The organism is Kitasatospora sp. NPDC004614 (assembly GCF_042873675.1).
Lineage (GTDB): Bacteria > Actinomycetota > Actinomycetes > Streptomycetales > Streptomycetaceae > Kitasatospora.
In genome coordinates, this window is record NZ_JBIALR010000005.1 from 115183 (window position 1) to 128656 (window position 13474).

Here is a 13474-nt window from a genome sequence, read left to right on the forward strand (position 1 = left end):
GGGTGCCGCAGAACTGTCGTCATGCCGTCACCGTATCCAGGCCGGGCAGGGGCCACTGAAGAGGGTCGTTGGGGCGCTGCGGCGGCCCTACTACCTTCGCGGTGCGCCGTAGTTGGCGGTCAGTTCGGCGGCGAAGGCGGCCGGGACGGACCGGCCGGCGAAGGCCAGTCGCAGCCAGGAGGCCAGTGCGCCGGCTACGTCGTGGCGAGGGCCGGCCAGGCGTCCGGGGCCGAGGTCATGACGGGACGCTCCGGTCCGAGCTCTGGTGGTGGGCGACGAGGCTGCGCATGGAGGTCAGGCGGCGTTCGAGGGTGATGTGTTCGGCGGGGGTGCGTTCAGCGGGGACGGAACCGGACGGTCCCTGGGAGTGGTGACACTGGTGAGGGTGGGCCCGGCGGGCGAGGGAGGGGTGGAATGGGCTGGCCGAATTGCGCCCCCACCGGCGGCTTTACTGCTCGTTTTGCTTCCGTTGACGAAGGTTTGTGGGAACGTGGCGATGGTTCGTTCAGAGCCGAACCGCAAGGTCAAATCCTTCGCACAGGGGGGTACTTGAACATGCGTATCGGAAAGCGTCTAGCCACCTTCGCGGCCGGCGGCCTGCTGCTCGCCGCCGCGATCGGTTTCGGAACCGCGGCTCCCGCGCAGGCGGTGGAAGTCTGCGACGTGCCGCCGGTGGGCAGCATGTGCCTGCACATCCACAACACGTCCGACAACTCGTGGTACTGGCTCGGCCCGTGGTACGCCTGCACGGTCCACAACCTCGGCAGCACCGAGATGCCCACCTGGATCAACAACAATCAGACCGGTGGGGTGCGGACCACGTTCTACTGGGATCGTGACGGCGTCAATCCCATCGGCAGCGTCTCCCAGGACTACTCCGGCCGCCCGCCTGGCTACGAGCACGCCAACTACTCCGCTGCCCTCTCCGTGCGCGTCTGTTGACACGCATTCCGGCAGACCGGCCGGGCGCTGCTCCAGGGCGATCGGCCGGCCGTCAGTGGGCGTGGCGGGCGACGAGTGACCGCATGGAGGTCAGGAAGCCTTCTACAGCGGCGAGTTCGGCGGGGGAGAGGCCGTCGACCAGGGCGACGGTGTCGGCGATCAACGGGCCGAAGAAGGTCTCGCCGAGGGCGATGGCCTGCTCGGTGACTTCGAGCAGGACGCGGCGGCGGTCGTGGGGGTCGCGGGTGCGCCGGAGGTGGCCGTGGCGTTCGAGGCGGTCGAGGACGGCGGTGGTGCCGGCCGAGTTGAGGCGGAGTTCGCGGCCGAGCAGGCCGGGCGTCGCGGGGGTGCCGGCGCGGGCGGCGTCGAGGAGGGCGATCAGGGCGCGCAGGTCGGTGGGGTGGAGGTTGTTGCGCTGGGCGAAGGTGGCGGCGAGCAGGTCCAGTTCGACGGTGAGGGCGCGGAGTTGATGCACCGTCTGGAGTCCGTGCTGGTCGGTCATGGGGTGCGGCCTTTCGGCGGGGGTGGGTTCCTGGGTGGAGATGCGGGTGCATAGTATCTCGCCGAGCGAGACACTTGCTCAGCGAGACAACTCTGCCCGTGGAGGCTGCCGCCATGGCGTTCGACCGTTCCGCCTTCCTGTCCGCGTACGACACCCTGCTGGGCCGCTGGCCCGTCCCGGTCGAGACGATCGACGTCGAGACGCCGTACGGAATCACCCGGGTCAACGCCGCCGGACCGGCCGGCGGTCCGCCGCTGGTGCTGCTCCACGGGGGTGGTGCCACGGCGGCGAGCTGGTGGGCCAACGTCGGCGAACTCGCCCGCACAGCACGGGTGTTCGCGGTGGACCGGATCGGCGACGCGGGCCGCTCCGCGAGCAGCGGGCGGCAGCCGGTGCGCCGCGTCGAGGACCTGCACGGCTGGCTGGACGCGGTGCTGGACGGGCTCGGGCTGGACCACGTCGACCTGTGCGGGCACTCCTACGGCGGGTGGATCGCGCTGAGCCACGCGCTGCGCCGCCCCGAACGGGTCGACCGCCTCGCGCTGCTCGACCCCACCGGCTGCTTCACCGGCTACTCGCTCCGCTATCTCCTGCACGCGGCGCCCATGCTGGCCCGGCCCGGCGAAGCCCGCGCCCGGGCGCTTCTGGCTTGGGAGACCGGCGGCGTCCCGCTCGACCCGGACTGGGCCCGCCTCTACGGCCTCGCCGCGACCTTCCCCGCCGCCCGCCCCGTCACCGGCCGCCGCCCCACCCCGGAAACGCTCAAGAGCCTCCGCGCCCGCTGCCTGCTGCTGGTCGCCGCGAACAGCCGCTGCCACGACCCGCGCACCCTCACCGCCCGGGCCGGACGGCTGCTCCCGCAGGCCGAGATCCGCACCCTCGACGGTGTCTCCCACCACGCCCTGCCGTACACCCGGGCGGAGCAGGTGAACGCCGAGCTGACGCGTTTTCTGCGGCGGTGAGAGTCACCAGCCGGTGCGCAGGCGGTAGGACGGGGTGAGGTCGCGGACCTCGGCGGAGCGGACCACCTCGCGGCCGAGGACGGGCCGCAGGTGCTTGTCGAGCAGGCGCAGCACCTCCTCGGACAGCCGCGCCTTCAGCCCCTCCGGCCGTCCCGGCAGCAGGCCGATGGCGATGTGCACGAAGGCGGTCAACTGGCCGTCCGCGTCGCCCACCCAGGTCTCGGCGGCCTGACGGAAGAAGGTCTTGCACACGCCCCGGGAGGACACCCGGTCGCGGACCAGGGGGTGCAGCTCGCGGACGAATCCGGGGCGGTCGAAGGAGTCGGCCAGCTGTGGTGAGTAGTCGACGGTGATGTGGGGCATGGCGGACCTTCTTCGCGCAGATGCTGATGCTTGGCTTCTACATCTGCCATCTAAGCCCCGCCCCGCTCGGGTCCTGCGTCCGGGGTCCCACATGCTGGACAGGGCGGCGTCGAAAAAGATCAGTCGGCGGCGGGAGGCGTGTCGCGGATGCCGAGGCGCAGGTGTTCCACGTGGTAGAGCGCCTGGTCGAGCAGTTCGGCGACGTGGTTGTCGTACAGCGCGTAGACGATCGAGCGGCCGTGGCGCTCGCCGGTGACCAGGCCGAGGTTGCGCAGCAGTCGCAGTTGGTGCGAGCAGGCGGAGGCCTCCAGGCCGACGGCTTCGGCGAGGTCGCCCACCGAGCAGGGGCCTTCCTGGAGGCGGGCCAGGATGTGCAGGCGGGAGGGGGTGGCCAGGGCCTGGAGGGTGGCCGCGACATCGGCCGTTCCGACGGCGTCCAGGCGTTCGCGGGTGGTGGCGCTGCTGGCGGTGTCGATTCCGTGGCCCATGACGTCATCATACCGGTGACACCTGAAGACCTGTTCAGATGTTCCGGTATGGTGGAGGAGTCCTCCCCGCCCCGCGAAGGGTTGCCCCGCCATGTCTTCCGTCCTGGACCGGCGGCCCGCGCCGCCCGCCGCCGAACCCCGCCCGGCCCCGCCGAAACGGCGCACCCGCGTCCTCGCGCTGCCCGAGGCCCGGTGGGCGCTCGCCGCACTGCTGCTGTTCCTGGTCGCTCTCCCGCTGGACCTGGCCGGCGCCCCCGCCTGGACGTGGGGCCCGCTGTACGCCCTCGCGTACGCCACCGGCGGCTGGGAGCCCGGCTGGGCAGGGCTTCAGGCGCTGAAGGAGAGGACACTCGACGTCGACCTGCTGATGATCGTCGCGGCGCTCGGCGCGGCAGCGGTCGGACAGGTGCTGGACGGCGCGCTGCTGATCGTCATCTTCGCCACCTCCGGCGCGCTCGAGGCGATCGCCACCGCCCGCACCGCCGACTCGGTGCGCGGCCTGCTCGACCTGGCCCCCGCCACCGCCACCCGCCTCACCGGCGCCGGAGAGGAGACCGTCCGGGTCGAGCAACTGGCCGTCGGCGACACCGTGTTGATCCGGCCCGGCGAGCGGATCGGCGCGGACGGCCGGGTCCTGGACGGCACCAGCGAGGTCGACCAGGCCACCATCACCGGCGAGCCACTGCCGGTCGCCAAGCGCAGCGGCGACGAGGTGTTCGCCGGCACCCTGAACGGCACCGGCGCACTGCGGGTACGCGTCGAACGCGACGCCGCCGACACCGTGATCGCCCGGATCGTCGCCATGGTCGAGGAAGCCTCCGAGACCAAGGCCCCCACCCAACTGTTCATCGAGAAGGTCGAACAGCGGTACTCGCTCGGCATGGTGGCCGCCACCCTGGCCGTGTTCGCCGTCCCGCTCGCCCTCGGCTCCGCGTTCACCGACGCACTGCTGCGCGCCATGACCTTCATGATCGTCGCCTCGCCGTGCGCGGTGGTCCTCGCCACCATGCCGCCCCTGCTGTCCGCGATCGCCAACTCCGGCCGCCACGGCGTCCTGGTCAAGTCCGCCGTCGTGATGGAACGCCTCGGCCAGATCGACACCGTCGCCCTCGACAAGACCGGCACCCTCACCGAAGGCACCCCCCGCGTCACCGACATCCGCCCGCAGGCCGACTCCGGCCTGACCGAGAACCAACTGCTCGCCCTCGCCGCCGCCGCCGAACACCCCAGCGAACACCCGCTCGCCCGCGCCGTCGTCGACGCCGCCCGCAGCCGCCGGCTCACCCTGGCCACCGCCGCGGACTTCAGCTCCACGCCCGGCGTCGGCGTCACCGCCACCGTCGACGGACACACCGTCACCGTCCACGCCCCCGACCACGACTGCCCGGCCACCGGCGCAGCCGTCGCCGAACTCGAGGACGCCGGGCGCACCGCCGTCGTGGTCGCCACCGACGGCACCTCCGTCGGCGTCCTCGGCATCGCGGACCGGCTGCGCCCCGACGCCGCCGCGACCGTCCGCGCCCTGACGGTGCTGACCGGCACCACCCCCGCGCTGCTCACCGGCGACAACCCGCGCGCCGCCCGGCAGTTGGCCGCGGAGGCCGGCGTCGGCGAAGTCCGGGCCCGCCTGCTGCCGCAGGACAAGGCCGCCGCCGTCAAGGAGTGGGAGACGGCCGGGCGGAAGGTGCTCGTGGTCGGCGACGGCGTGAACGACGCGCCCGCGCTGGCCGCCGCGCACACCGGCATCGCGATGGGCCGGGCCGGATCCGACCTCGCCCTGGAGACCGCCGACGCGGTGATCGTCCGCGACGAACTCGCCACCGTCCCGGCCGTGGTGGCGCTCTCCCGCCGGGCCCGCGCGCTGGTGGTGCAGAACCTCGCCATCGCGGCGACGTTCATCACCGTCCTGGTGGTGTGGGACCTGGTCGCCGCCCTCCCGCTGCCGCTCGGCGTCCTCGGCCACGAAGGCTCCACCGTCCTGGTCGGCCTCAACGGCCTGCGCCTGCTGCGCGAATCCGCCTGGACCAAGGCCCGACGGGCGGGGAGCACCGCATGAGCCGCCGCACCGAGACCGAGTCCCGCTGCACCGTCACGGTCTGCCGCGGCTGCTGCTGCGGCACCACCGCGAAAGTCCCCCGCCTGGACCACGAGGCCCAGCTCGTCGACCTGCGCACCTCGCTGGCCGGCATCGCCATGATCCGGCGCACCGACTGCCTCGACGCCTGCGAGCGGGCCAACGTCATCGTCGTCCAGCCCTCCGCCGAGGGCCGCCGGGCGGGCGGACGCCCGGTCTGGCTCGGCCAGGTCAACGACCGCGACGCCGCCGCCGACATCACCGCCTGGGTCGCCGCCGGAGGCCCCGGCCTGGCCGAACCGCCGGACATCCTCGACCTGTACGCCTTCCAGCCCTCCCGCCGAGTGCGTGCCGAACTGGAAGGCAAGTAGTCCTACGGCCGCGACAAGGGCCAGTCAAAGGCGGCACATCAGCGCGCGAAATCCGGGTGCTGCCATTGGCCCGGTCGGAGCGGGGAGTGTAGGAATGGGCGTATGACCCGGTTTCGGGCAGCACCCGGCGGACAGCGCGCGGCGGGCCGGACCTCCGCGCGCCGGACGTCCACGAGCCCCCGCTCCGGCCCGCCGGCCCCGGTGACCATCGCGCAGACCGGACGGCACGGATGACCGACGACACGCCCCGGCACGCGGACCCCGAACCGGCCGTCGTCCGCGAAGGCCTGCTGCTGATCGACGCCGACCGGCACCTGCTGTACGCCAACGACGAGGCCCGACGGCTGCTCGACCTGCCCACCGACTGCGAGAGCCGCCCCCTGCGCACCCTCGGCCTACAGGACGAACTGATCGCCCTGCTGGACGGCGGAGCCGACCTCACCGACACGCCGATCACCGCGCACGGCCGCACCCTCGCCCTCGACCTGCGCCACACCGACCGGGCCGGCGGCCCGGCCTGCCTGCTCGCCACCCTGCGCGACACCACCGTCGCCAACCCCGACACCGCCCGCCGCCGCCTCGAACTGCTCTACCGGGCCGGCGGCTCCATCGGCACCACACTCGACATCACCCGCACCTGCCAGGAACTCGCCGCCGCACTCGTCCCCGCCTTCGCCGACTACGCCTGCGTCGACCTCTGCGAAGGCGTCCTCGACGGCGGCGAACCCCGCCCCGGCCGGCGCGGGGCGATGCACCGGGTCGCACTCACCGGAATCACCGCCCGGCCCCCGCTGCTCCCCCCGGGCTCGTCCGTGCCCGTCGTCCCCGACACCCCGCGCGCCCGCGCCGTCGCCACCGCCCGCTCGGTGGTCGAACCCGACCTGTCCGCGGCGCTCGACGTCTGGGACGAAGTCCGCCCCGGCGCCGTCGACGCCATGCGCGACGAGCAGGTGCACACCCTGATCGCGGCGCCGCTCAACGTCGGCGACACCATGCTCGGCGTCGCCACCTTCTGGCGCGCCCGCCCCCGCCCCGCCTTCGACGAGGAGGACGGCACCCTCGCCGAGGAACTCACCGCCCGCGCCGCCGTCCTGGTCGACAACGCCCGCCGCTACACCCGCGAACACACCATGGCCGTCGCGCTCCAGCACAGCCTGCTCCCCGCCGAACTGCCCGAACAACAGGCCCTGGAAGTCGCCTCCCGCTACCTGCCCGCACAGGCCGGCGTCGGCGGCGACTGGTTCGACGTGATCCCGCTGTCCGGCGCCCGGGTCGCCCTGGTGGTCGGCGACGTGGTCGGCCACGGCGTGCACGCCGCCGCGACCATGGGACGGCTGCGCACCGCCGTGCACACCTTCTCCTCGCTCGACCTGGCCCCCGAGGAACTGCTCGGCCACCTCGACGCCCTGGTCAACCGCCTCGACCAGGAGAACCCCCGCCCCGACGGCGGCGAACGCCCGATCACCGGCGCGACCTGCCTGTACGCCGTCTACGACCCCGTCACCCGACGCTGCACCTTCGCCCGCGCCGGACACCTGCCGCCCGCCGTGGTGCTCCCCGACGGACACGTGGACATCCCCGACCTGCCCGGCGGGCCCCCGCTCGGCATCGGCGGACTGCCCTACGAGACCGCCGAGTTGGAACTCCCCGAAGGCAGCCGGCTGGTGCTGTACACCGACGGCCTGGTGGAATCCCGCGCGCACGACCTCGACCACGGCATGAAACTGCTCCGCGCCGCGCTCGCCCACCCCGGCCGCAGCCCCCGGGAGACCTGCGACGACCTGCTCGACGCGCTGCTGCCCGCCAACCCGGCCGACGACATCGCCCTGCTGGTGGCCCGCACCCGGGCGCTCCCCGCCGACCACGTCGCCGACTGGGACGTCCCCGCCGACCCGGCCGCCGTCGCCCGGGTCCGGGCCGCCGTCACCCGACGGCTCGACGACTGGGGCCTGACCGAGCAGGCGTTCGCCGCCGAACTCGTGCTCAGCGAACTGATCACCAACGCGATCCGGCACGCCAGCGGGCCGATCCGGGTCCGGCTGCTGCGCGACCGCGCCCTGATCTGCGAGGTCTGGGACGGCTCCGCGACCTCCCCGCACCTGCGGCACGCCACCGACACCGACGAGGGCGGGCGCGGCCTGTTCCTGGTCGCCCAGCTCGCCGAGCGCTGGGGCACCCGCTACCCCGCCAGCGGCAAGGTCATCTGGGCCGAACTGCCGATCGGCACGCCGCCCGGCGGGGCACCGGACGGCACGTTCGGCGGAGTGGAGCCGTCGTTCACTCCTCGCACAGCTGCTTGAACAGCTCCAGATCCGTCCGCACCGCCTCCTCCACCGCCTTGCTCTGCGCGAACCCGCGCGGACCGCCGACGGCGTCCTTCAGCTCCTCCGGGTCGTACTCAAGGCGCACCTGCACCTGGGTGTGCGCGGCGTCCAGCGGGCGCAGCGCGAAGGTGCCGCGCAGCGGCGGGCCGTCCACGGTCTCCCAGCTCATCACCCGGCCCCGGCCGTGATCGGTCAGCTCCGCGTCCACATGGTGCCGCTCGCCGCCGATCTCCACCTCCAGATCCGCGTGCCGCCGCCCCCGCGCGCTGGCGTGCACCACCCCGCCGACGAACTCCGGATACTCCGCCACCCGGTGCAACTGCGACCACGCCGTCCCCACCGGGGCGGTCACCTCGATCTGCTCCTCCAACGTCCGCATCGCGCGCACCTCCGCATTCTCGACGCCCCCCTCCAGACTGACAGGGGACAGGGACGCCTGCCGAGTGCGGACAGCACACCGCCCCCGGCGGGCGGGAACCCGTCGGGGGCGGTGCGCTGTCGTCAGTCCTGCGGGAAGGTGCCCTCGAACGCGGCGGCCAGGCGCAGGTACGGCACCGCTTCGGCGTGGCGGCCCTGGCGCTCCAGGACGCGGCCGAGGACGAGGTGCGCGTAGTGCTCCACCGGGTCCAGCTCGATCACCTTGCGCAGCTGCTCCTCCGCGCGGCGCAGCTGGGCCGAGTGGTAGTACGACCGGGCCAGCAGCAGGCGCGGGCCGACCTGCTCCGGGGCCTCCTCGACCAGCTCGGCGAGGATCCGCGCGGCGTCCGCGTACGCCTTGGAGTCGAAGAACAGCTGGGCGCGCACCCAGCGCTCGGCGACCGTCCCCTCGTGGAGCGCCGCCTGCGCGGTGGACAGGCCCGTGGTCTGCTGGCGGAAGTCGGTGGTCATTGCCGTGCTCCTTGCCGTTCCGGTTCCTCTGCCGGGCCTCCGTGGCCCGACGGGTGGTTGAACGTTCACCTATCGGCCCCTATTCCAGGAGCGATTCAGGCGTTTTCCGCCAGGTCCAGCAGCCGCAGCATGAACGACACCGGCAGCGCCCGATTCGCCGCAGCCGCAGCCGGGTGCGCATCCGCCTCCAGCAGCGCCAGCAGCGCGTCCAGCGGCAGCCGTGGATCGCCCGCCGCCGCCCGCGCCACCGTCCGGTCCGGATCCTCCGCCAGCCGCGCCAGCACCTCCGGTGCCAGCTCCGGATCGCGCAGCGCCGCCAGCCGCAGGGCCGGCTCCGGCCGCTCCGCCCACCGCGCGAGCCCCGGCGCCGCGAACCGCTCCAGGGCCGGCAGCGAGGACGGGCCCAGCAGCTCCGCGTACACCGACCGCAGCAACTCGCCCGGCGCGTCCGCGCAGTGCTCCGCCAGCGCGAGCCGCACCGCCGGCTCCGGGTCCTGTGCCAGCAGCGCCACCACCTCGCCCGGCAGACGCTCCAGCGCCGCCACCGCGCGCCGCACCAGCGGATGCCCCGAGCGGGCCAGCCGCAGCAACTCCGCCGGATCGTCGGCCCTTTCGGCCACCCAGGGCAGCTCGGGCGGCGCCGCGTCCGGCACCTGGTAGTCCACCGCGGAGCGCTGCTGCTCCGTCAGGTCCGAACGCAGCGACACCGTGAGGCGCACCGCCGTGTCCGGGTCGGCCGCCAGGGCCAGCGCCAGGTCCGTCGGCAGCTGCGGATTGCCCGCCGCCGCCCGGCGGATCCGCGGGTTGTCGTCCAGCACCAGCCACTCGCCGAGCGCGCGTTCCAGGGCGGCCCCCGCCGCCGTCCGCTCCCGGCGCACCGGGTCGCTCTCCGCGATGTACCCCGCCAGCGTCACCGGCAGCGGCCGGTCCACCCGCAGCGCGCGCTGCACCGCCGCCCGCACCGCCGGATCGCGGTCCGCGCGCAGCGACGTCCGTACCCGGGCCGGCAGTTGGGCCCAGCTGTCCGCCGCCACCGCCGCGGCCCGCACCAGCGGCGAACCGTCCTGCGCGAGGCGCACCAGCAGCTCCTCCGGCAGGCCCGCGCAGCCCGGCACCAGGCGGCGGGTGTCCGGATCGCGGTCGGCCGCCAGCGCCAGCAGCGTCCGCTCCGGCAGTGGCACCGAGTGCGCCGCCGACGTCGCGGCCCGGCGCACCCGGCGCTCGCCGTCCCCGGCCAGCGCCGCCAGCACCACCGGCGACAGCCCCGGCCGCTCGGCCAGCGCCGCCCGGACCCGCCAGTGCGGGTGCCGCAGCGCCGCCTCCACCACGCGGTCGGGCAACTCCGGCCGGCGGGCCGGCCAGGTCGAGTCGCCGCCGTCGGCGATGTCGTCCAGCAGCCGGACCAGCACCTCGGCCGGGGCCGCCGGATTGGCCGCCAGACCGGCGCGCCACTTCCTTCCCGGCGGTGGGCCGGACAACGGTCGCCAGACGGCGGCCGGCTGATGGGCGCTCAGATCGAGCACGTGTAGTACCTCCCCCGGAACGGCAAACGTCACCGACCCTACCCGCGTGGTGGCGCTCCGTGCACGGGATCGGGCCACGCCCACACCCTCGGATCGCGGGGTGTGGGAAGTGTGTGCGCCCTGCGGGCCGTTGGGGTGGGGGGGGTGGCCCTGTGCGGCCGGGTTTGGTGGCACTCGGTGCCAGGAGGGGTGGAGCTGGCGGTTCGTCAGGTACGGGGGACCAGGCGGAAGGTGAGCACCCGGCCGCCCTCCTCGCTGGTCACCAGCTGCACCCGGGCCCCGATCGGCACCGCGCCCGGCAGCCCGCCGAGCACCGAGGCCTGCACGGTGAAGCCCTCGTCCAGCACGATCAGGTACGGGCGCCCCAGGTGCGGGCCGCGGCGGATCGGACGCAGCAGGCGCTGCACCGTCCCCTGCCCGGACGCCACCGCCGGCTCCAGGTCCGCCGACCCGCACACCGGGCACAGCAGGCAGGTCACCGCACTGGCCGAGTGGCACCAGCGGCAGCGGCGGTAGCGCAACTCGGTCTCGGCGACCGGGAGTTCGGGCTGTGGCCGGAAGGCGGACGGGGCGAAGTCCGGGTCGAACAGGTCGGTGGTGGGGGTGGTCGTCGCGGTCGGGGCCGTCGTCGGCGCGGCCGGGGCGAGAGTGAGGGTCATCATGGCCGTCTCCTTGCTGAGCCGGTGTGCGCCGCCGTACCGCCACCCGGGCGGGCGTGCGGTCGGGGCGGCCTGCCAGAAGGAAGGTATGGCACTCAGTGCCCCGTGTAAAGGTACCGAGTGCCAGGCGGGTAATCGGATCATCCGCGTGGCGAATGGGGCCTGTGAGGACGGCCGGGGGAGTGGCCGCCGGGCCCGGTCACGGCTCCAGGGCCGCCTCGACGCCCTGCACCACCCGCCACATCGGGGTACCCCGGCGGGCCACCATGACGACCACCTCCTCGTCCTGCGACTCCGCCCGCCCCTCGGCCGCGCCGTCGCCCCAGGTGTCGATCACCAACTGCAGCGCCTCGTCCACCGCCGCGCCCACATCGCCCTCGCCGCCCGAACGCAGCCAGGCCCGCAGCGCGTAGTTGTGCGCCGCCACCACCGCCGCCGCGATCACGTCCGCGCGCAGCGCGCCGTCCGCGCGGGCCGCGTACCGGGTGCGCAGATGGCCCGCCAGGGTGCGCTCGTAGCGCCACACCACGGAGAGCTCGTGGGTGCGCAAGTTCGGGACCTTCTTGGTCAGTTGGTAGCGCCCCACGGAGAACGCCGGGTTCCCCGCGTACATCCGCAGCACCAGCCGGGCCGCGTCGCAGACCTGCTCCACCGGGTCGCCCGAAGGATCCGCCTGATCGAGGAGCGCCGTCATGTCCGCCAGGCAGCCGTCGTGATCCGGGAAGACCACCGCCTCCTTCGACGGGAAGTACCGGAAGAACGACCGCCGGCCGACCCCCGCGAGCGAGACGATGTCGTCGACCGTGGTCTGCTCGAAGCCCCGCTCCGAGAACAGCTCGAACGCCGCCTCCACCAGGGCGTCCCGCATCGTCGGCCGGGTCGCCGTGGTTCCGCCCTGCTCATGCACCTCGCTCATACCCCGGACGGTAGCACCGACCCGGAGGAGAAGGCTGGGCGAGGCGATACTCAGTGTGCATAATCGGGGGTACTGAGTGCCATCACCGAGGAGACTGCCATGACCCAGGACTTCGACCTCTACCGGCTGAGCGAGGAGCACGACATGCTCCGCGAGGCGGTGCGTTCGCTGGCGGAGGCGAAGATCGCCCCGTTCGCGGCGGCGGTGGACGAGGAGGGGCGGTTCCCTTCGGAGGCCCTCGAGGCGCTGCAGGCGAACGACCTGCACGCGGTGCACGTGCCGGAGGAGTACGGCGGCGCGGGTGCGGACGCGCTGGCGACGGTGATCGTGATCGAGGAGGTGGCGCGGGTGTGCGCCTCCTCGTCGCTGATTCCGGCGGTGAACAAGCTGGGTTCGCTGCCGGTGCAGCTGTCCGGTTCGGAGGAGCTGAAGGCCAAGTACCTGGGGGCGCTGGCCCGCGGTGAGGGCATGTTCTCGTACTGCCTGTCGGAGCCGGAGGCGGGTTCGGACGCGGCTGGTATGAAGACCCGGGCGGTGCGGGACGGTGACTTCTGGGTGCTCAACGGTGTGAAGCGGTGGATCACCAACGCGGGTGTGTCGGAGTTCTACACGGTGATGGCCGTGACCGACCCCTCGCTGCGGTCGAAGGGCATTTCGGCGTTCGTGGTGGAGAAGGGCGACGAGGGCGTGTCGTTCGGCGCGCCGGAGAAGAAGCTCGGCATCAAGGGTTCGCCGACGCGTGAGGTGTACTTCGACAACGTGCGGATCCCGGCGGACCGGATGATCGGCGCGGAGGGCACGGGTTTCGCGACGGCGATGCGGACGCTGGACCACACCCGGGTGACGATCGCGGCGCAGGCGCTGGGCATCGCGCAGGGCGCGCTGGACTACGCGAAGGGCTATGTGAAGGAGCGCAAGCAGTTCGGGAAGGCGATCGCGGAGTTCCAGGGCGTCCAGTTCATGCTGGCGGACATGGCGATGAAGCTGGAGGCGGCGCGGCAGTTGACGTACGCGGCGGCGGCGAAGTCGCAGCGCGGTGACGGCGATCTGACGTTCTTCGGGGCGTCGGCGAAGTGCTTCGCGTCGGACGTGGCGATGGAGGTCACCACGGACGCGGTGCAGCTGCTGGGCGGGTACGGGTACACGCGGGACTACCCGGTGGAGCGGATGATGCGCGACGCGAAGATCACCCAGATCTACGAGGGCACCAACCAGGTCCAGCGCATCGTCATGGCCCGCAACCTGCCGTAACGGCAGCCCCGGCCCCCTCAGGCGCCCGTCCACCGGGTCGCTCCCACGTGCAGCTCACTGCCCGTGGCGCGACCCGGTCGGCGGGCGCCTTCCGTTTTGCGCTCCAGGCCGGGGTGGTTCGTCGGCGTTGACGGGCTCGGGTCTGACGCCGGGTCATGGGGTGTGGTGGGGGCGGGCGGGGCTCTCTCGGGTGGGGGTTTCGCGGCCGGCA

14 protein-coding genes are annotated in these 13474 nt (G+C 73.5%); 6 read left to right on the forward strand and 8 right to left on the reverse strand.

The features are described 5' to 3' along the window. Positions 1-555: 555 nt before the first annotated feature. Complete coding sequence (locus tag ACFYST_RS14380; protein WP_387862163.1) at positions 556-942, forward strand: hypothetical protein; 387 nt, start codon at positions 556-558, stop codon at positions 940-942. Positions 943-994: 52 nt separating this feature from the next. On the opposite strand, the gene ACFYST_RS14385 is transcribed toward ACFYST_RS14380, so the two are convergent. Continuing rightward, positions 995-1444, reverse strand: coding sequence for a MarR family winged helix-turn-helix transcriptional regulator (locus tag ACFYST_RS14385; RefSeq protein ID WP_387647873.1), 450 nt, complete (start codon positions 1442-1444; stop codon positions 995-997). A gap of 113 nt (positions 1445-1557) precedes the next feature. On the opposite strand from ACFYST_RS14385, the gene ACFYST_RS14390 reads away from it, so the two are divergent. Continuing rightward, entirely contained in the window at positions 1558-2406 is an 849-nt protein-coding gene (locus ACFYST_RS14390) for an alpha/beta fold hydrolase (RefSeq protein WP_387862166.1), read from the forward strand. 3 nt (positions 2407-2409) lie between these two features. Here the strand turns inward: ACFYST_RS14390 and ACFYST_RS14395 are convergent, their stop codons facing one another. Then, positions 2410-2769, reverse strand: a complete 360-nt coding sequence (locus ACFYST_RS14395) for a 5-carboxymethyl-2-hydroxymuconate Delta-isomerase (protein WP_387647868.1) — start codon at positions 2767-2769, stop codon at positions 2410-2412. A 119-nt stretch (positions 2770-2888) separates the two neighbouring features. Continuing rightward, positions 2889-3257 carry an ArsR/SmtB family transcription factor gene (locus ACFYST_RS14400; RefSeq protein ID WP_380483123.1) on the reverse strand — a complete coding sequence of 123 codons (369 nt, stop codon included), beginning with the start codon at positions 3255-3257 and terminating at the stop codon, positions 2889-2891. Positions 3258-3348: 91 nt separating this feature from the next. Between ACFYST_RS14400 and ACFYST_RS14405 the strand changes: the two genes are divergently transcribed. The 3 genes from ACFYST_RS14405 to ACFYST_RS14415 all read left to right on the forward strand — a co-directional run bounded on the left by ACFYST_RS14405 (position 3349) and on the right by ACFYST_RS14415 (position 8002). Beyond that, complete coding sequence (locus tag ACFYST_RS14405) at positions 3349-5313, forward strand: heavy metal translocating P-type ATPase (protein WP_387862169.1); 1965 nt, start codon at positions 3349-3351, stop codon at positions 5311-5313. After that, a complete protein-coding gene (locus tag ACFYST_RS14410; RefSeq protein ID WP_387647861.1) occupies positions 5310-5702 on the forward strand; it encodes a (2Fe-2S) ferredoxin domain-containing protein in 393 nt (130 codons plus the stop codon). The genes ACFYST_RS14405 and ACFYST_RS14410 overlap by 4 nt, the downstream gene beginning before the upstream one ends. 230 nt (positions 5703-5932) lie before the next feature. Continuing rightward, entirely contained in the window at positions 5933-8002 is a 2070-nt protein-coding gene (locus tag ACFYST_RS14415; RefSeq protein ID WP_387647859.1) for a SpoIIE family protein phosphatase, read from the forward strand. On the opposite strand, the gene ACFYST_RS14420 is transcribed toward ACFYST_RS14415, so the two are convergent. From ACFYST_RS14420 to ACFYST_RS14440, 5 genes are all read right to left on the reverse strand, one after another. Next, entirely contained in the window at positions 7980-8405 is a 426-nt protein-coding gene (locus ACFYST_RS14420; protein WP_387647857.1) for an SRPBCC family protein, read from the reverse strand. The two genes, ACFYST_RS14415 and ACFYST_RS14420, sit on opposite strands and share 23 nt — an antisense overlap. A gap of 122 nt (positions 8406-8527) precedes the next feature. After that, positions 8528-8914: a tetratricopeptide repeat protein gene (locus tag ACFYST_RS14425; protein ID WP_387862172.1), complete on the reverse strand. Its 387-nt coding sequence runs from the start codon at positions 8912-8914 to the stop codon at positions 8528-8530. 95 nt (positions 8915-9009) lie between these two features. Further along, positions 9010-10437, reverse strand: a complete 1428-nt coding sequence (locus ACFYST_RS14430; RefSeq protein ID WP_387862175.1) for a hypothetical protein — start codon at positions 10435-10437, stop codon at positions 9010-9012. 206 nt (positions 10438-10643) lie between these two features. Further along, positions 10644-11099 carry a Zn-ribbon domain-containing OB-fold protein gene (locus ACFYST_RS14435; protein ID WP_387647849.1) on the reverse strand — a complete coding sequence of 152 codons (456 nt, stop codon included), beginning with the start codon at positions 11097-11099 and terminating at the stop codon, positions 10644-10646. A 196-nt stretch (positions 11100-11295) separates the two neighbouring features. Next, positions 11296-12012, reverse strand: coding sequence for a TetR family transcriptional regulator (locus ACFYST_RS14440; RefSeq protein ID WP_387862177.1), 717 nt, complete (start codon positions 12010-12012; stop codon positions 11296-11298). Positions 12013-12111: 99 nt separating this feature from the next. Between ACFYST_RS14440 and ACFYST_RS14445 the strand changes: the two genes are divergently transcribed. Next, positions 12112-13263 carry an acyl-CoA dehydrogenase family protein gene (locus tag ACFYST_RS14445; protein ID WP_387862180.1) on the forward strand — a complete coding sequence of 384 codons (1152 nt, stop codon included), beginning with the start codon at positions 12112-12114 and terminating at the stop codon, positions 13261-13263. The last annotated feature ends 211 nt before the right edge of the window (positions 13264-13474 follow it).